Here is a 19,079-nt window from a genome sequence, read left to right on the forward strand (position 1 = left end):
GGCCCTCCTGATATTCATCTTATCCGCTCGGGATAATATAAGTTCACCGGTTGATTAACTTGCCGATACCCGCACCTTGCCGTAAGGGCACCGCTTAAAAATACATTTTACCGTGGCAATACATTCCTTGCTTTCCGGGTCACGATGGCCGGGGCAGCTGGACATGTTGTGCATCACGCGCCACAGGGTGTGGCTGTATTTGTCTATTTGCAGAATATTAATATCACGTAGCTCGTCATTAACGAATAAACGGTTATGGCAAACATGGATTTCATCGCCGGGCTTAAAAAGCTTCTCGCCGTTATACCAGAGAATATATTTATGATTATGCGAAGTGAGAATTTTTGAAAATAACGTCCCAGTAGCCGGACTGGCAATCGTACCTAAAGCGATCCAAGTTTTAGAAGCAGTCATCCAAATACCTTTTAAACGAGCTATGCAAAATGCGTAAAGCCTTACGCTTAATGAGTGTAAGAGAACAATGAAAATGTGGTAATAGGTACAGCCTATCCTTTCAGGCAAGGGCGATAAGCCTTAACGATCACTTAAGTCAAATTTTTGCGCCATGAATATCAGGCTGAACAAAAACCCGCCTGCCGGGTCGATTGATTTTTCAGCGTAAACAGGGTACGTTTTGGCCTTAATTCCCGTGCGGATGTGCCGAACTTATGCCTATTATTCAATCTGTTGAACGTGCCTTACAGATCCTCGATCTGTTTAACGAACAGGCGACGGAACTTAAAATCACCGACATCAGTAAACAGATGGGCCTGAGTAAGAGCACGCTCCATTCGCTGCTCAAAACCCTGCAACTGCACGGGTATATCGATCAGAACCCGGAGAACGGTAAATACCGCCCTGGCATGAAGCTGGTGGAACGCGGCCACTTTGTGGTGAGTACGATGGATATTCGCCAGAAAGCGAAGCACTGGCTGACAGACCTGTCGGAGCGCACCGGGCAGACCACCCATCTGGGCATTCTGGACGGGCGCGAAGGGGTCTATATCGAGAAGATTGAAGGCAAGCTTGCTGCCATCGCCTACTCGCGCATTGGCCGTCGCCTGCCGGTGCATGCCACCGCCATCGGCAAAGTGCTGATCGCCTGGCTGAGCGACGTCGAGCTGAACACGCTGCTCGACGGATATGAGTACACTACCTTTACGCCCGCGACCCTGGCCTCGCGCGAGGCGCTGCTGGCCGCGCTGGCGCAGACCCGTGAGCAGGGTTATGCCCTGGACAGCGAAGAGAACGAGCAGGGGGTGCGCTGCGTCTCGGTGCCGGTGCGTAATCATGAGTCCCGCGTGATTGCCGCCCTGAGCCTGTCGACCTTGACCTCCCGCGTTAACGACGATGAACTGGCGTGTTTTCGCGAGCAGTTGCAGGAGGCCGGGCGCCAGCTCTCACGCGCGCTGGGCTACCCGGCCTGAGGGTTTACGCCGTGACTGGCGCATAGCTGAAGTACGCGAAATCGGCGTAGCAGCCGTCGCCGCTGATATCCTCACAGTGCAGCCCGACAAAGGCCCCGGTAAAGAAGCCTCGCCCACCGATATAGTCATCCGACAGTTTCCACGCCTCATACGTCACGGGCACGGTCTGCCACGTCTCGCCATCAAACGAATAGCTGTAGCGGTAGACCAGACGATCGACATCCACCCGCAGCCATATGCTCTGCGCCTCATCCGGCACCGGGATGGGCTGCTCGTGCAGCGGCCACGACGGCACGTTGTGGTCAAGCTGGATCACCTTCAGGGTCCTGCCCTGCCCCTCCTCGAAATCGACAAAGCAGTAGCTCCAGTTTTTGCTGTTGTAGTAGCAGGTCAAACCCGCGCTCTGCTGGAAGTGACGCGGGTCGAACGTCATGCACGTTTCCGCGCGGAAGGCAAAATGCTGCCAGCGACGCGCCACGGTGGACTGGGTAAAGGTCGAGTTAAGGGAGTCGTTACCGTACAGGCGTAAAAAACCCGGGCGCGCGCGCAGGGAGCCAAGCGTATCGTCGAACGGAATGCGCAGGGTTTGCAGCTCAGGATCGAGGCGCTCGCCGTCGAAATCATCCCGCCAGTGAGACGGCACCACGCCCTGGCTCTCGGCCATTTGCGGGCCTGGCACTGTCAGTCGGGCGTGTTTGCCGCCTTCCACGTACGGCCAGCCGTCGCGCCATTCGATGCGCGCAATCCCCGTCTCACGCCCCAGCGAACAGTAGCCACGTCCGCCAGTGGCCAGCAACGGCATGCCCGGCAGACGCTGCGGGCGGCTGGTGAGATAGGCCATGTACCACTCGCCGGTGTGGGTCTGGAGCAGCGAGCCGTGCCCGCTTTTTTGCAGCGGGTTCTCGGGCAGATGCCAGCTGGTCATCATCGACACCTCGGGGTGCAGCTCGTACGGGCCATCCAGCCTTTTCGCGCGCAGCACCACCACCGCGTGTTCATAGCTGGTGCCCCCTTCGGCCACCAGCAGATAGTACCAGCCATCTTTTTGATAAATATGCGCCCCTTCGGTGTAGGCCAGCGGCGTGCCGGTGAAGAGGGTTTTACGCTCGGGCGACAGGGTGCCGGTCTGCGGATCAAATTCCTGCATCACAATGGTGTTGTGCGGATTGCTGTGATGGCGCGGCCCCCACGGGCGATAAATGTAGTATTTGCGGCCATCGTCGTCGTGGAACAGAGAGGGATCAAACCCGCCGTTGCCCATCGGGATCGGCTCACTCCAGGGGCCTTCGATGGAGGGGGCCGTCACCAGGAAGTTACGCCCGTTTTTCCACGGCGAATCGACAATTTTCACATCGGTATAGAGCAGCCAGAACTGCCCGTCGGCGTAGCTCAGGCACGGCGCCCAGATCCCGCCGGAATCCGGGTTGCCCTTCATATCCAGCATCGATACGCGATCCAGCGGGGTACTCACCAGCCGCCAGTTTTTCAGGTCGCGGGAGTGGTATATGCGCACGCCAGGGAACCACTCAAAGGTTGAGGTGGCGATGTAGTAATCCTCGCCCTGACGGCACATCGACGGGTCCGGGTTAAAGCCGGTCAGAATCGGGTTGGTAATAGTGTACATAGTACCTCCTCCTTAATGAGATGCCGCCGTTGCCGCTTCGGGGATTGCTTCACCCTGCGCCGCGCGATGCTTAAGTAACTGCTGGCTGATGGCTTCCACCCGCGCATCCGAGAGCTTGTAAAACGACAGCATGGTGAACATGCCCACGTAGAGCACCACCGGCACCACGCAGAACAGAATTTTGATGGTGGTTAACACTTCGACCGGCTGCACGCTGCTGCTGGCGGAGTAGTTCACGTACGCCAGGATCCAGCCCACCACCGCGCCACCGATCGCCAGGCCGATCTTCAGGCTGAACAGATAGGTCGAGAACACCAGCCCGTCCAGACGGCGGCCGCTGCGGCTCTCTTCGTAATCCACCACGTCGGAGGCCATCAGCCACTGCAATGGCGTCGTGGTGTTAAACACAAACAGGAACAGAATGTTGAGGGCGAAAATCAGCGCCATATGTTCAGCCGGAGTGAAGAAAATCAGCAGGCTGATCAGGGAGTAGATGACAATAATCCACTTGAATGCCTTCACGCGGTCAAAACGGCCCAGCAGGCGGGAGGAGCAGAGCGAACCAAACATGGTAGCGATGCTGCCGTAAAGCAGGAACTGGGTCGCCATCTCCGGGTGGTCCATCACGTATTTCACGAAGTAGAGCGTCGCCCCACCGCGCACCACGTTGGAACAGGTGGCCATCATTTTGAAGGCACACATGATCCGCCACTGGCTGTTGCCGAGCAGCAGCTTCAGATCTTTCGCCACCGACGACCCCGGCTGCACCTCAAAGGTGTAGCGCTCTTTGGTGGTGAAGAAGCAGACGTACAGCAGCACCACGCCACTCAGCCCCAGCACGCACATCGCGCCAAAGTAGCCGAGCTGCTCGTTACCGTTACCGATGATCCCCACCAGCGGCAGGGCAATACCGCTGATCGCCAGCGATCCCGCCGCCGCCAGGAAAAAGCGCCACGACTGCAAGGCATGGCGCTCCTTCGGATCGGCGGTGATCACCCCTGGCATGGCGCAGTAAGGCACGTTGACGAAGGTATAAACCAGCGTCAGCAGGATGTAGGTGACGCAGGCGTAAATAATTTTGCCGTTGGCGGAGAAGTCCGGCGTGTAAAACGTCAGCATACAGACGATGCCAAACGGGATCGCGCCCCACAGCAGGAACGGGCGGAACTGGCCGTGACGGGTACGGGTGCGGTCCACCAGCAGCCCCATCAGCGGGTCGGTTACTGCATCCAGCACGCGAGAGACTAAAAACAGCGTGCCCATAATGCCCGCCGACAGGCCAAACACATCGGTATAAAAGTAGGCGAGCAGGAACATGGTCGCCTGCCAGACAAAGCCGCAGGCGGTATCACCCAGCCCGTAGCCAATTTTATCTTTCATGGTTAATTGCATCATCAGAAATACACCCTTATTTAGTGTGCTGAATTCACAACATCGTGTTAATGGAGTGTAATAAGCTGTTCAATTAACCAGCAATGGTCATATCTTGTTTCTGAATTACGTTATTTTGCTTTTGTGACACGACGCCATATAAGGTAACTAATTGTTTTTAGAGTATTAAAAATAATAAAAAACAGACACGGCAAAGCCGCCCACGGAATATTTTCCGTAGGCGACAATAGTGCTAAATATATTTAAATCCCGAGCGCTTTTTTCCCGGCGTTTATTACCTCGATGATTTTATCGGTGTCATAAATACAGCCTTTCCAGGTGCCGCCACTTATTGACTGTAATGCCGCCCACAGCCGCGTATCGTCGGGTAAAAAATCATGGGCGTGCAGCTCCGGGTGTGGCTGACGCCGTGCCAGCTCCACCGCCCCCTCTTCCGGGGTGAGCGGTGCCAGCGGCGTGCCGATAAAGTTGACGCTGCCGGTCAGAGAAAGGCGGTCCACCACAATCTCGATGATGTCGTTATCGCGCAGTTTACCGATCGGCCCACCGGCCAGCGCTTCGGGGGCCACATGCCCAAAACAGGCACCGGTGGAGACGCCCGAGAAGCGAGCATCGGTGATCAGCGATACCGTTTTCCCCCAGGAGACATGCTTGAGCGCCGAGGTCAGCTGATAGGTCTCTTCCATCCCGGTGCCGGACGGCCCGCCGCCGATCACCACCATGATGTCCCCCTGTTCGATCTCGCCGCTTTTGATCGCCTTGATCGCCCGGGCTTCCGAGACAAAAACCCGCGCCCGCCCGGTGTGACGGTACACCCCGTCCTCACCCACGACCGACGGGTCGATCGCCGTGGCCTTGATCACCGATCCTTCCGGCGCGATGTTGCCCACCGGGAAGGCCACCGTGGAGGTCAGCCCCCTTGCTTTGGCGCGTTCCGGCGGCAGGATCACGTCGTCAGGATCGACGCCATCCTGCTCGCGCAGGCACTGCCGGAAGCGTTCGCGGCGCACCGAAGACTGCCACCAGTCGAGGTTTTCCCCGACGGTCTGCCCGGTCACCGTCATGGCATCTTCATGCAGCAGACCCAGCGCGCGCAGATGGAGCATTACTTCCGGCACGCCGCCCGCGAGGAAGGCCCGCACCGTCGGGTGATAATCCGGCCCGTTGGGCAGAACGCTTACCAGCCGCGGCACCTTACGGTTGATGCGCGTCCAGTGATCGACGTCAGGAATAGTGCAGCCCGCCGCATGGGCAATGGCCGGGATATGCAGCAGCAGATTGGTCGAGCCGCCGAACGCGGCATGGATCACCATCGCGTTCTCAATCGCTTTGTCGGTGAGGATATCGCGTGTGGTGATGCCGCGGTTATCCAGCTCCACCACCGCCCGCGCGGACTGGCGGGAAATTTCCAGCCACACGTCCTGGCCGGACGGGGCCAGTGCGGAATGCGGCAGCGCCAGCCCTAAGGCTTCGGCCACCACCTGTGACGTACCGGCTGTGCCCAGGAACTGGCAGCCGCCGCCCGGCGACGCGCAGGCGCGACACCCCAGCTCGGCGGCCTCCTGCAACGAAAGCTCATGGTTGGCGTAACGCGCGCCGATGGTCTGCACCTTGCCCGCATCCTCGCCAAAGGTGGGCGGCAGCGTGGCCCCGCCCGGCACCAGAATGGTCGGCAGGTTGTGCATCGAAGCCAGTGCAATCATGGTGGCAGGCAGGCCTTTATCGCAGGTTGCAACCCCGATCACCGCCCGGCGCGTCGGCAGGGAGCGGATCAGCCGACGAAACACGATCGCCGCGTCGTTGCGATACGGCAGGGAGTCGAACATGCCGTGGGTGCCCTGGGAGCGACCGTCGCAGGGGTCGCTGACAAAGGCGGCAAACGGGATCCCACCGTTGCGGGTGATCTCTTTCGCCGCCGCCTGCATCTGCAGGCCAATCTCCCAGTGGCCGGTGTGATAACCCAGCGCCACCGGGCGGCCATCGCCCGCGCGGATCCCACCCTGCGTGCCAATAATCAGCACCTCTTTGCCGGTGAGCTTATTGGCATCCCACCCCATCCCGGCGTTCTGCGTCATGCCAAACAAATTGCCGCTCGGCGATTCCATCAGCATCTGCGGGGTCAGGGGGAGCGCCCCCTGTGGCCCGGCCGCATGGGTGATCACTGAATAGAAGGCGTCGTCCTGCGGGGTAAAAATCTTCTCTATCGACATCGTGACCGTCCGACTCAGCAGAGCTTGAGCTGTTGCAGCAGCGCTTTCAGCTGCGCCTTGCGCGGTTCATCCAGCGGCCCGGCAGGCGGCAGCACATGGGTGGAGACCGGACGCACGCAGAGCGAAATAGCTTCTTTAATCACGTTCACGAACGGGGCATCCAGCTGATACATCTGCGGAATTTGCAGCAGGGTCTGATGATACTGCGCCGCCCGGGCCAGATCGCCATCGCGGAAAGCCTGCAACAGTTTCACCGAAATCTGCGGGGCAAAGTTGCCGCTGGCGGAGATCGCCCCATCGCCACCCAACAGCAGGGTATTGAACAGGTGATCGTCATAGCCGCACAGCACCACAAAGTCGGGATGCGCCGCCTTGACGGTGAGGATCATGCTGCGCAGATGGGCCACGGAGTCGATGGTGTCTTTAATCCCCACGATATTGCGGCGGGAGTCCACAAGGATTTTGACAAGCTGCGGAGTCAGATCCTGCCCGGTCAGCGCCGGGAAGTTATAGAGGATCACCGGCAGGGTCACGCTGTCAGCCACCTGCTCGAAGTAGCGGATCAGGTTCGCGTCAGACACTTTCCAGTAGTAGGGGTTAATCACCACGATGCCGTCTGCACCGACCTGCTGCGCGTGCTGGCTCAGCCCGATGGTCTCACGGGCGTTGGTCCCCCCGGTGCCGATCAGCACCGGTACCCGGCGATCCACATGGGCGACAGCAAATTCTGCGATGGCTTTGCGTTCTTCGGTGTTGAGCTGCGAAAACTCCCCGCCGCTGCCTAAAAAGAACAGGCCATTTACACCGGCGTCGATCATGCTGTCGATTAACGCGGCGGTACCGGCTTTATCCAACGCGCCGTCGGCGGTGAAGATAGTGGAGACAGGGGGAATAATGCCCGAGAACGGTTGATTCTGCTGCATGGGATCTCCTTGCTGAAAGCATTTGTTCTACATTATAGAACAGCGTTCGTTTATTTGATTTTCATACTATGACGCAGAAAAAGCGCAGGTAAATGGAAAGGAAAGAAGGAGTGTAGAAAATTTAAGCTGGATCACATATTAAAGGGCGCGGCCTGATGCCCTCACCCTCTCCCGCTGGGTTGAGAGATCTCCATAAAAATATTGGCACGGTCGGTTCCCGCTCCTCTTTGGGGAGAGGGTTGGGGTGAGGGATCCCCCATAAAAATGGGCACGGTCAGCTCCCTCTCCCCTTTGGGGAGAGGGTTGGGCTGAGGGATCCCTACAAAAAAATGGGCACGGTCAGTTCCCTCTCCCCTTTGGGAAGAGGGTTGGGGTGAGGGATCCCTACAAAAAAATGGGCACGGTCAGCTCCCTCTCCTCTTTGGGAAGAGGGTTGGGCTGAGGGATGCCCACAAAAAAATGGGCACGGTCGGCTCCCGCTCCTGATATTGGCTCGGTCAGCTCCCTCTCCCCTTTGGGGAGAGGGTTGGGGTGAGGGGAACATGCGACTCAGGTGATTGTTCCGTTCACTTTAGGTTCTGCACTTCTCTGCCAGCCGCGTCACCCGTGAACGTGCCAGGGGGGCTCGCCGCCTCCCCCCTGGCTACCCCGGCTCCCGGCAAAGAAAATCGCCGCTTCGCGGTGCACTCAGCTTATTCCTCCAGGCTTTCGGGTCGGGCACCAGCCTGCATCCCTGCAGGCTATGCCCTCTCGGCGCGTCCCTGCGCCTCGCCCCGGCCTTCCGGAAACGCTTCGTCGATTTTCAGCCGGACAAGGGAGTCGCTGTAAGTCTTTTAAAATATTATGATAATTTCATTGCTTTAAGGGCAATTAAATTACCAGGTATCCCTTAGCTCTGTGGGAGGGGGCCGGGATGAGGGGCTTAACCAAGCAGCATTTTAACAACAACTTTTCTGACCTGCGCAGGCGCGCCCACCGCGCACAGCGGTTTGTGCACTTCGCCTGGGTAGAAGACCACAAAGTCGCCCTCGCTTAACACCAGGGTTTTCTCCTGCTCGCCTTCCGGCAGAAATGCGATGTCTTTATCCGCCAGCCAGTCGGTGTCCGGCGTGCCGTTTGGCAGGGTGCTGAAGGTCATCCCTTCCTGGCCTTTCAGCACGATCTGGATATCCAGATAGCGGGCGTGATACTCGGCGCGACGCTCTTCAAATGGCTGGGTCATGTCTTCGGAGACCAGATAGAACAGATTGTTGCCGTCGATGTCGTGCTTACCGGTTGGGGTCGCGTCTGACACATGCGTTTTAACATGTTCGATCGCCTGACGCAGTGGGTGTGGCAGCCAGGACTGGAGGTTGTGAATGTTGCCAACGATCATGGTGATATCCTCAATATAAAACATCGTTTCATTTTAAGCTTTTATACGAGAATTTTAGCTGCCATACCACTTCTTTTTGTGCGTGCTTTGCATTAGCGCATAACCATGCACACCTAACCGTTTACGTTGCGTAAAGTGTGCATTATTCGCTTGATCCGCCAATCAGGCTGCGTATAATGCCCCACAATTTGCCGGGAGGAAGCATGGTCAAACAGTGTCTACAGAGTGTCGTAGCGCGTCTTAAAAAAGACGCTGGCCTGCCGTTTTTCTTCCCGTTGCAGTCCCTATTCCAGAAGCCCCTCATTTGAGGGGCTTTTTTTTGCCCGGCGTCAGGAGATAAAAATGAATCCGCTTTATCAAAAACACATCATTTCCATCAACGACCTCAGCCGTGAAGAGCTGGAGCTGGTTCTTGAAACCGCGGCAAAACTGAAAGCCAACCCGCAGCCGGAGTTGCTGAAGCACAAGGTGATCGCCAGCTGCTTCTTTGAAGCCTCCACCCGTACCCGCCTGTCGTTCGAGACCTCCATCCACCGTCTGGGCGCAAGCGTCGTGGGCTTCTCCGACAGCAGCAACACCTCGCTGGGGAAAAAAGGCGAGACCCTCGCGGATACCATCTCAGTGATCAGCACCTACGTTGATGCCATCGTAATGCGTCACCCGCAGGAGGGCGCCGCGCGTCTGGCGACCGAGTTCTCCGGCGGCGTTCCGGTGCTGAACGCCGGGGATGGCGCTAATCAGCATCCGACCCAGACCCTGCTGGATCTGTTCACCATTCAGGAGACCCAGGGCCGTCTGGAGAACCTGAACATCGCCATGGTCGGCGACCTGAAATATGGCCGCACCGTCCACTCCCTGACGCAGGCACTGGCGAAGTTCAACGGCAACCGCTTCTACTTCGTTGCCCCGGACGCGCTGGCGATGCCGCAGTACATCCTCGATATGCTCGATGAGAAAGGCATCCCGTGGAGCCTGCACGCCAGCATCGAAGAGATGATGGCTGAGGTGGATATTCTGTATATGACCCGCGTGCAGAAAGAGCGTCTTGATCCGTCAGAGTACGCCAACGTCAAGGCGCAGTTCGTCCTGCGCGCCAGCGATCTTGAGGGCGCACGCAGTAACATGAAAGTGCTGCACCCGCTGCCGCGTATCGATGAGATCACCACCGACGTGGATAAGACGCCGCACGCCTGGTACTTCCAGCAGGCCGGGAACGGCATCTTCGCTCGCCAGGCGTTACTGGCACTGGTTCTGAATCGCGACTTAGCTCTGTAAGGGGAAATGACCATGACACACGATAACAAACTCCAGGTCGAAGCCATCAAACGTGGCACCGTAATTGACCATATCCCTGCGCAGGTGGGCTTTAAGCTGCTGACCCTGTTCAAACTGACCGAAACCGACCAGCGCATCACCATCGGCCTGAACCTGCCTTCTGGCGAGATGGGCCGTAAAGATCTGATTAAAATCGAGAACACCTTCCTGACCGACGAGCAGGTTAACCAGCTGTCGCTGTACGCACCGGAAGCGACCGTCAACCGCATCGACGATTACGAAGTGGTGGGCAAATCCCGCCCGAGCCTGCCGGATCGTATTGAAAGCGTGCTGGTCTGCCCAAACAGCAACTGCATCAGCCATGCTGAGCCGGTTAACTCCAGTTTTGCAGTGAAAAAGCGCGCCAACGACATCGCGCTCAAATGTAAATACTGCGAAAAAGAGTTTTCTCATAATGTGGTGCTGGCCAACTAATCGCGGTGGTAAAGCATGCCTGCCTCTTTATAATGGCAGGCATACTCATAACGCTGTAATTCAGGAGAAATCATGACCAAAGTACTCGCGACGGAAAATGCACCTGCAGCTATCGGCCCATACGTTCAGGGCGTTGATCTTGGCAGCATGATCATCACCTCCGGCCAGATCCCGGTGAACCCAAAAACCGGCGAAGTGGCGGAAGACGTCTCTGCCCAGGCGCGTCAGTCGCTGGAAAACGTTAAAGCGATCGTTGAATCTGCTGGCCTGAAAGTGGGCGATATCGTGAAAACGACCGTGTTCGTTAAAGATCTCAATGACTTTGCCACTGTTAACGCCACCTACGAAGCATTCTTCACCGAGCACAATGCGGGCTTCCCGGCACGCTCCTGCGTGGAAGTGGCGCGTCTGCCAAAAGACGTGAAAATCGAAATTGAAGCGATTGCCGTGCGCCGCTAAATAATTATTTACTAAGTAAAAGGCAGCCTGGGCTGCCTTTTTTTATTATCTGAATACACAGAGAGAAATATCCTTCAAGCATTTTCACTATTCTTTTTCATCTCTGCTTGAAATGACTAATTTTTTATTCCAGCCGACACTAGCCGTGCCCAAAACTCATTAATCATCTTTAATGGAATAAAAAATGAAATTGTCAAAAATTGCGTTGGCACTTGCCACACTCACGGTTGCTTCGTCGGCTTTAGCACATGGTTATGTGGAGTCTCCGGCCAGCCGCGCTTATATGTGTAAGCTCGGTAAAAATATCGACTGCGGTACCGTTCAATATGAACCACAGAGCGTTGAACGTACGTCTGGCTTCCCGACAGGGGCCCTGCCGCCAGATGGTCAGCTTGCCAGCGCCGGTATTTCGCAATATTCCCAGCTTGATCGCCAGAGCCTGAATGCCTGGACTAAAACACCAATTACCGCCGGTAAAAATACATTTACCTGGTATCACACTGCACCGCATAAAACCGTTAACTGGCGTTGGTATATTACCAAGCAAGACTGGAATCCAAATAAACCGCTGACCCGCGATCAATTTGAATCCACTCCATTCTGTACTGTTAACGGTAATGGCCAGGCACCGTCTCCACGTCAGGAAATGAGCTGTAATGTTCCTCAGCGTACCGGTTACCAGGTTATTTACGCGGTATGGGAAATTGCCGATACCACTAACAGCTTCTACCAGGCAATCGACGTTGATTTCGGCAACGGTGGCAATGTCACCCCAGACGAAACCCCGGCAGTGGTTTCCGAGTGGACCCATTCCCTGGACGGCCAGATCTCCGGTAACAACATCAACCCAGGCGACAAAGTGATCGCGCGCTTCTTCGATGCTAACGGTGAAGTTGCTTCCATGCGCACCGAACTGACTGTCTCCTCTGCATCTCAGGGCCAGGCAAATCAGTGGGCATTCGATCTGGCGCAGGCGATCAACGCAGCACACAGCGATGTACGTGTCGGGGTGAAAGATGAAAGCGGCGTGGTTAACCCGGTTCACGGCGCGAACAACGTCTACGTGAAAGACGGCAGCGCCCTGAAATCTGTCGCCATTTCTTATGAAGAGCAGCAGACTCAGGCCAGCGAAGATATCGCTGTGACCAACGTGCAGTTCAGCAAAATCAAAGACGGCGCGGCAACCGTGACCTTCCACGTTAACACCCAGAGGGACGTCAACCTGGAAGCCCGTGTGATGAACCACGTCGGTGCAGAAAAAGGTTATGTGAAGCAGGACATGAACAACGCCAACCAGGACGTGACCATGAACCTGACTGACGTGACCCCTGGCCACCACATGCTGAAATACTTCGCCACCAACAAAGATGGCGTTATGTTCGCGCAGGACGTGATCGACATGATGCTGGAAGGCGAAGCCAGTGCGGATACCGGTGCTGCGGGTAAATACGACTTTACCTTCCCGCAGAATCTTTCGTCTTACAAAGCAGACACTGTGGTTCTGCAACCGAAGAATGGCAAAACTTACAAGTGTAAGAAAGCGCCATACAGCGGCTACTGCGTGCAGTACGCACCAACGGCTAACCAGTTCGAACCAGGTGTAGGTTCTCACTGGCAGATGGCGTGGACGCTGCAGAAATAGTGATGTAAACGCCCGGCATACAGAGGCGTTTACGCTGTTTGCCGGTGACGCTTCGTTTGCCGGGCCTGCAAGGTCATCACCTCCGCAGGCCCGGCAGGCGCAGCGCCACCGGGCAGGTGTTTTACCCTACTGATTGCGCGTCGCGCGCAGCAGTTTCTCCAGCGGATACACCGCCGCAATCACCACCTCATCCTGAATCTGCGCCGCGTTATCTAACTCTCCCTGAATCGACGCAATCTCGGTATCATCCAGCGTCCCCTGTCGTGCCACCAGATCCGTCAGCCGCAGCCCAATCGCCGCCAGTTTATCCACCGTCAGAATCACCGGCTTCAGCGCTTTAAGCTGATAGTTGTTCCCCGCCAGCGCCAGCGCGTCCGGGGTGTTGGTCTGCCAGCGGGTAAACAGATGACGCAGCGATTCCGCGCTTTCGCTGTCTTCAGCATCGCTCACCAGGCGCTCGACCCAGCGGTTCATCTGCCGCACCGTGTTACTTTCCGGTGCCAGCGCGTCGGCAAAACGGTTCAGCGGCTCAAACAGGTCGTAATTCCCGGCCTGGAACTTGAGATGGTTACGGGTGTAATACTGGGCAGGCTCCAGCGCCTGGGCGAGGATGTTCAGCGCCAGCGTGTCGGTGGTATTCCCCAGACGCGTGAACTGCACCTGCTGGCGGGCGTGTTGCTGTAACCCTACCGACACCGTTGACCAGGTGTCCATCGCCTGCAGACGGGTGTACATGTTCTCGACATCGTTCACCTCCTGCGCCGACCACAGCCGCTCAGCCACCGCAAACGCCCGTGGCCACAGCTTGATATCAAGCACCGGCGCCGCGACGTTTTCCGCCCACAGCGCCGCCTCGCCGCCAAGGAGATTGGCCTGCTGGCTGGCATCCGGCACTGCCGGAGCGATCCCTTCCGGCACCGCGTCCAGCCGCTGGCCCGTCACCGGATAGCGGCTGTTGCCCAGCAGGAAATAGCCCTCAATCTTGTCATCTTTCACCGTCACTACCGGGCGGGTTTCCCCCATCCAGGTATCGACGGTGAAGCTCACCTGGTTGTCGCTGCGCCAGTCGATGTCCTGCACCGCACGCCGCGATTTGCCGTTGAAATCGATAAACCCACGCCAGCCCGCGTCGCCTTTCACCAGCGTGAAGCTCCCCTCCACCGGCTTGCCCTTCAGGCGCGGCAGGGTAAAGGACCAGCTCTGGGCGCTGTCGCGGTCGGTGATGACGTCCACATTGTTTAGCCCCTGGGGCACGATCTCATTGCGATAGTGATAGGCGGTGTACTGGGGCTGATCGAGATAAAACCCGGTGGAGAGGATCCCTTTATAGCCCTGCTTCGCCACCTCACCCAACGCGTCCTGCCCTTGCCAGGAGTGGATCAGGATGCTTTTTGGCAGATCCGGGTGGAAGATCTCATCCCAGCCCACCATCTGGCGCTGGTTCTTCTCGAGGATCGTCTCCAGCTTGCGGTTGAAATACGCCTGCAACGCGTGGCTGTCGGCCAGTTTGTTGTCACGCATAAACTGCTGGATGGCAGGATTCGCTTTCCACTGGCTGTCGTCCACCTCATCGCCGCCGATGTGCAGATAAGGATCCGGGAAGATCGCCGCCAGTTCGGCGACCATCGCTCCGGCAAACGCATACGTGGCCTCTTTGGTAGGATCCATTACCGGCTTGAGCACGCCCCAGTGGCGCTCCATCTCATACGGCCCCGGCGCGCTCATTAGTTCCGGGTAGGCCACCGCAATGGCCGAAGCGTGGCCCGGCATGTCAATTTCAGGCACCACGCGAACACCACGCGCGGTGGCGTAGCGCACCACGTCGCGCATCTGATCCTGGGTGTAGAACAGACCGTCGCTGGCAAGTTCGGTCAGTTTCGGATAGCGCTTCGAGGCAAAACGCCAGCCCTGATCGTCGGTTAAGTGCCAGTGCAGCACGTTAAGCTTTGCCGCCGCCATGCCGTCGATCTGGCGTTTGATGTCGTCGAGCGGAATAAAGTGGCGGGCCGAATCGAGCAGCAGGCCGCGCCACGGGAAGCGCGGGTCATCCTCAATGGCGACCCACGGCAGGGAAGTGTTTTCCGCACCGTTCTGGATCAGCTGGAGCAGGGTTTCCATCGCCCGCAGCGCGCCGAAGCGGGTATTGGCGGTGATATTCACCCCGCTGGCGTCCACGGTGAGTTTGTAGCTTTCGTCGCTGTCCGGTTTGGGCTGCGGAGCCACTTTGCGGGCGATGGCGATGGTCACCGTCGGCTTCGCCGGTTTATCGGCCTGCGGCTGGAGCGTCCAGCCGGTCTGCTGCGCCACCCGCTGGCGCAGACGGGTCACCGCATCGCCGAGATCGTCCCCGGAGACGCTGACCGAGAAGTCATTGCTGATGACCAACGCGCCCTGGGTGGCAGGACGTTCGACCTTTGCAGGCCAGGGCATCAAAGGAAGATCGCCTGCCGGGGCGGCAAACGCAGAAAAGCCGAGCATAAGCCCGGCGGTTAATAAGCTGTACCGTAACATGAATGTTCCTTATTTGACGGGCCGAAAAAATGCAAAACATTCTGTTAACATGCGTACAAATTGTCGTCAAGCAAATGGCATGACGGGGATCACAGGTTGTTGAATTTGAGAGGAAAGCCATCCCCTCACCCCGGCCCTCTCCCCAAAGGGGCGAGGGGGAAAAGACCGCACCGCGCTGTTCCCTCACCCCGGCCCTCTCCCCAAAGGGGCGAGGGGGAAAACCGCACCGGGCTGTCCCCTCACCCCGGCCCTCTCCCCAAAGGGGCGAGGGGGAAAAGACCGCACCGGGCTGTCCCTTCACCCCGGCCCTCTCCCCAAAGGGGCGAGGGGGAAAAGACCGCACCGGGCTGTCCCTTCACCCCGGCCCTCTTCCCAAAGGGGCGAGGGGGGAAAACCGCACCGGGCTGTCCCCTCACTCCGGCCCTCTTCCCAGAGGGGCGAGGGGGAAGAGACCGTACCGGGCTGTCCCCTCACCCCGGCCCTCTCCCCACAGGGGCGAGGGAGGAAAGACCGCACCGGGCTGTCACCTCACCCCGGCCCTCTCCCCAAAGGGGCGAGGGGGAAAAGACCGCACCGGGATGTCCCCTCACCCCGGCCCTCTCCCCAAAGGGGCGAGAGGGAAAGATCGCACCGGCGGTCCCCTCACCCCGACCCTCTCCCCAAAGGGGCGAGGAGGAAAAGACCGCACCGGGATGTCCCGTTACCCCGACCCTCTCCCTACAAGAGCCAGAGGCAAAAGACCGCACAAGACTGTCCCCTCTCCCTTTTAGGGAGAGGGTTAGGGTGAGGGTGAAGGTGAAGGTGAAGTTGAAGGTGTGTAAAAACAGGTCACTGCCACCCATACCGGCGGCTATAGAATCCTTTCACCATCTGCGTCAGCACCATATAACCCGCGAGGATCGCCACCAGCCACGGGAAGTAGCTCAGCGGTAGCGCCTGCAATTGCAGATAGCCTGCCAGCGGCGAGAACGGCAGCGCGATGCCGAGCACCATCACCAGCCCCGTCATCAGGATCAGCGGCCAGGCGGCGCGGCTCTGGAGGAACGGGATCCGCCGCGTGCGGATCATATGCACAATCAGCGTTTGCGACAGCAGCCCGACCACGAACCAGCCGGACTGGAACAGCGTCTGTTGTTCCGGCGTGGTGGCATGGAACACAAACCACATCAGGCAGAAGGTCAAAATATCAAAGATCGAACTGATTGGGCCGAAAAAGAGCATGAAACGGCCCAGTTCTGCCGGTTCCCAGCGCTGCGGCTTTTGGATCTGCTCATCATCGACATTATCAAACGGGATCGCCACCTGCGAGACGTCGTACATCAGGTTCTGGATCAGCAGGTGCAGCGGCAGCATCGGCAGGAAGGGCAGAAACGCGCTCGCCACCAGCACGCTGAAGACGTTACCGAAGTTGGAGCTGGCGGTCATTTTGATGTACTTGAGCATGTTGGCAAAAGTGCGGCGGCCTTCGATCACCCCCTCTTCCAGCACCATCAGGCTCTTCTCCAACAGAATGATATCCGCGGCCTCACGGGCGATATCCACCGCGCCATCCACCGAAATCCCGATATCCGCGGCACGCAGCGCGGGCGCATCGTTAATGCCATCCCCCATAAAGCCCACCACGTGCCCTTCGCGCTTCAGCAGGGTGACAATGCGCTCTTTGTGCATCGGGGTCAGGCGTGCGAACAGCGTGGTGCGCTTCGCAAGGGTTGCCAGCTCGTCGTCGGAGAGGGTTTCGATCTCGCTGCCCGTCACCACCTTGCCCGCATCCAGGCCGACGTCGCGGCACACTTTTGCGGCCACCAGCTCGCTGTCGCCGGTGAGAATTTTCACCGTGATGCCGCTGTTTTTCAGCGCCTTAAGCGCCGGGGCGGTGGTCTCTTTCGGCGGATCGAGGAAGGCGATATAGCCTTCGAGGATCAGATCCGATTCGTCAATACGCTGGTAATCCCCTTCGCGGGCCGGCAAAAGCTTGCTGGCGACCGCCACCACCCGCAGCCCCTGGCGGTTGAGGTTGTCGGTGACGCGCCGGATGCGCCGCAACATGCTGTCGTCCAGCGGCACAATCTCGCCGTTATGCCACACCTGGGTCGACACGTTCAGGATCTCCTGCAGCGCCCCTTTACAGATCAACTGATGGACGCCCTGCTCTTCACTCACCACCACCGACATGCGGCGGCGCTCAAAATCAAAGGGGATCTCATCCACTTTCTGCCAGCGCGTCGAGAGCGTGCGGGCGACGGCTTCATCCACCCCTTCCAGCACCGCGACGTCGAGCAGGTTCTTCAGCCCGGTCTGGTAGTGGCTGTTCAGCCAGGCGGTGTTCAGCACCCGCTCGCACTCCTTGCCCGAGACGTCGGTATGGTGCTCCAGCACAATTTTGTCCTGGGTCAGGGTGCCGGTTTTGTCGGTGCAGAGGATGTCCATGGCGCCAAAGTTCTGAATGGCGTCGAGGTGTTTGACGATCACCTTTTGCTTCGAGAGTTTGACTGCCCCACGCGCCAGGGTCGAGGTAACAATCATCGGCAGCATTTCCGGGGTCAGCCCCACCGCCACCGAGAGCGCAAATAGCGCCGCTTCCCACCAGTCACCTTTGGTGTAGCCGTTAATCAGCAGCACGATGGGCGTCATCACCAGCATGAAGCGGATCAGCAGCATGCTGATGCGGCCAATCCCCTGCTGAAAGGCGTTCGGCTCGCTCTCCTGCTCGCTGACGCGCCCGGCCAGTTGCCCGAACCAGGTATTGCCCCCGGTGGCGATCACCATCGCCTGCGCCGTGCCGCTCACCACTGTGGTGCCCATAAAGCACAGAGTGTCGCACTCCAGCGGGTTGCTCTGCTGCGGATCGCGGCTGTGGGCCACCTTTTCCACCGGCAGGGATTCCCCGGTCAGCGAGGCCTGGGCCACAAACAGATCCCGCGCCTGGAGAAGGCGTAAATCCGCCGGGATCATGTCCCCGGCCGCCAGCTTAACCACATCGCCCACCACCAGCTGGTCAATCGGTAGCTCCTGCCAGACGCTTTCGCCTTTATCGTTGATCGTCCGTAAGACGGTAGCGGTGTTGCTGACCATCGCCTTCAGGGCATCTGCCGCCCGGGTGGAGCGGGCCTCCTGGATAAAGTTCAGCAGCGTGGAGATGCCCACCATCAGGGCGATCACCCCGGCGGCAAACAGGTCTTCGGTGGCATAGGAGATAACGCCCAGCACCGTCAGCAGCAGGTTAAAGGGGTTGCGGTAGCAGACCCACAGATGCACCCACCAGCGGGCCGGTTTTTGTGCCGGGATCTGATTTTCGCCATGCGTGGCGCGGGCGGTTTCGACCTCGGCAGCCGTCAGCCCTTCCGGGTGGCTGGCAAACGTCCGCCACAGTTCAGGCTCTTCCATCGCGGCGATTCGCAGACAGTGGGCGGCCAGTGCGCCGGGAATGACGGCATCGGTTTTGCCCGTTGCCATTGGGTCGCGCTGCACCAGACGGCGCGGCAGGTGGCGGCCCAGCCGGGCCAGCAGCAGTTGTGTGAAATTTTTGAACATAACACGTCCCCCGCACCCGTGAAGACGGGCGCAGTCTTGCCTTCAGACGTGACAAAGCCACGCCTGAGCGGCGGTATCAGTTATGCAGGAACGTTGAATAACGTCACTGCCTTACGCATCCGGTAAGACAGTGAGAACAGGCTTACCGGAAAGAAAGGGTTCTCCCTCGCGGGAGAGGGGTGGGATCGGGATCCATATCGCCTCCGGTAAGTAAAAAAAGGTAAGTCGGCGCGCAG

The 19,079-nt window shown here is 58.4% G+C and carries 14 protein-coding genes; 6 read left to right on the forward strand and 8 right to left on the reverse strand.

Translation table 11 applies throughout. The features are described 5' to 3' along the window. Positions 1–54: 54 nt before the first annotated feature. On the reverse strand, positions 55–414 hold the full coding sequence (locus ABIE02_RS11400) for a hypothetical protein (RefSeq protein WP_336994928.1): 360 nt from the start codon (positions 412–414) through the stop codon (positions 55–57). 254 nt (positions 415–668) lie between these two features. Between ABIE02_RS11400 and ABIE02_RS11405 the strand changes: the two genes are divergently transcribed. Continuing rightward, the gene (locus ABIE02_RS11405; RefSeq protein WP_336994929.1) at positions 669–1,427 is read left to right on the forward strand and encodes an IclR family transcriptional regulator; all 759 of its coding nucleotides are present in this window, start codon (positions 669–671) and stop codon (positions 1,425–1,427) included. Positions 1,428–1,431: 4 nt separating this feature from the next. On the opposite strand, the gene ABIE02_RS11410 is transcribed toward ABIE02_RS11405, so the two are convergent. The 5 genes from ABIE02_RS11410 to ABIE02_RS11430 all read right to left on the reverse strand — a co-directional run bounded on the left by ABIE02_RS11410 (position 1,432) and on the right by ABIE02_RS11430 (position 8,951). Then, complete coding sequence (locus tag ABIE02_RS11410; RefSeq protein WP_336994930.1) at positions 1,432–3,051, reverse strand: glycoside hydrolase family 43 protein; 1,620 nt, start codon at positions 3,049–3,051, stop codon at positions 1,432–1,434. Positions 3,052–3,063: 12 nt separating this feature from the next. Continuing rightward, positions 3,064–4,446, reverse strand: coding sequence for an MFS transporter (locus ABIE02_RS11415; RefSeq protein ID WP_336994931.1), 1,383 nt, complete (start codon positions 4,444–4,446; stop codon positions 3,064–3,066). 239 nt (positions 4,447–4,685) lie between these two features. Beyond that, positions 4,686–6,653, reverse strand: a complete 1,968-nt coding sequence (locus tag ABIE02_RS11420) for a YjhG/YagF family D-xylonate dehydratase (protein ID WP_336994932.1) — start codon at positions 6,651–6,653, stop codon at positions 4,686–4,688. A gap of 14 nt (positions 6,654–6,667) precedes the next feature. After that, complete coding sequence (locus ABIE02_RS11425; protein ID WP_336994933.1) at positions 6,668–7,576, reverse strand: dihydrodipicolinate synthase family protein; 909 nt, start codon at positions 7,574–7,576, stop codon at positions 6,668–6,670. Positions 7,577–8,498: 922 nt separating this feature from the next. After that, entirely contained in the window at positions 8,499–8,951 is a 453-nt protein-coding gene (locus tag ABIE02_RS11430) for a YhcH/YjgK/YiaL family protein (RefSeq protein WP_032616263.1), read from the reverse strand. A gap of 203 nt (positions 8,952–9,154) precedes the next feature. On the opposite strand from ABIE02_RS11430, the gene ABIE02_RS11435 reads away from it, so the two are divergent. From ABIE02_RS11435 to gbpA, 5 genes are all read left to right on the forward strand, one after another. Continuing rightward, positions 9,155–9,259, forward strand: a complete 105-nt coding sequence (locus ABIE02_RS11435) for a pyrBI operon leader peptide (RefSeq protein ID WP_143111897.1) — start codon at positions 9,155–9,157, stop codon at positions 9,257–9,259. Between the two features lie 34 nt (positions 9,260–9,293). After that, positions 9,294–10,226, forward strand: coding sequence for an aspartate carbamoyltransferase (gene pyrB / locus ABIE02_RS11440; RefSeq protein ID WP_032616262.1), 933 nt, complete (start codon positions 9,294–9,296; stop codon positions 10,224–10,226). Positions 10,227–10,238: 12 nt separating this feature from the next. Then, the gene (gene pyrI / locus ABIE02_RS11445; RefSeq protein ID WP_059308870.1) at positions 10,239–10,700 is read left to right on the forward strand and encodes an aspartate carbamoyltransferase regulatory subunit; all 462 of its coding nucleotides are present in this window, start codon (positions 10,239–10,241) and stop codon (positions 10,698–10,700) included. 72 nt (positions 10,701–10,772) lie between these two features. Then, positions 10,773–11,159 (forward strand): 2-iminobutanoate/2-iminopropanoate deaminase, encoded by a 387-nt coding sequence (ridA, locus tag ABIE02_RS11450; RefSeq protein WP_032616260.1) that lies wholly within the window; start codon positions 10,773–10,775, stop codon positions 11,157–11,159. Between the two features lie 184 nt (positions 11,160–11,343). After that, on the forward strand, positions 11,344–12,801 hold the full coding sequence (gbpA, locus tag ABIE02_RS11455) for an N-acetylglucosamine-binding protein GbpA (protein WP_336994934.1): 1,458 nt from the start codon (positions 11,344–11,346) through the stop codon (positions 12,799–12,801). Positions 12,802–12,927: 126 nt separating this feature from the next. Here gbpA and ABIE02_RS11460 read toward each other — a convergent pair whose 3' ends face one another. Both ABIE02_RS11460 and mgtA read right to left on the reverse strand, forming a co-directional pair. Next, complete coding sequence (locus ABIE02_RS11460) at positions 12,928–15,312, reverse strand: beta-N-acetylhexosaminidase (protein ID WP_336994935.1); 2,385 nt, start codon at positions 15,310–15,312, stop codon at positions 12,928–12,930. Between the two features lie 828 nt (positions 15,313–16,140). Further along, positions 16,141–18,843, reverse strand: a complete 2,703-nt coding sequence (mgtA, locus tag ABIE02_RS11465) for a magnesium-translocating P-type ATPase (protein WP_336994936.1) — start codon at positions 18,841–18,843, stop codon at positions 16,141–16,143. Positions 18,844–19,079: the final 236 nt, after the last annotated feature.

Source organism: Leclercia sp. 1548, from assembly GCF_050435045.1.
Lineage (GTDB): Bacteria > Pseudomonadota > Gammaproteobacteria > Enterobacterales > Enterobacteriaceae > Enterobacter > Enterobacter adecarboxylatus.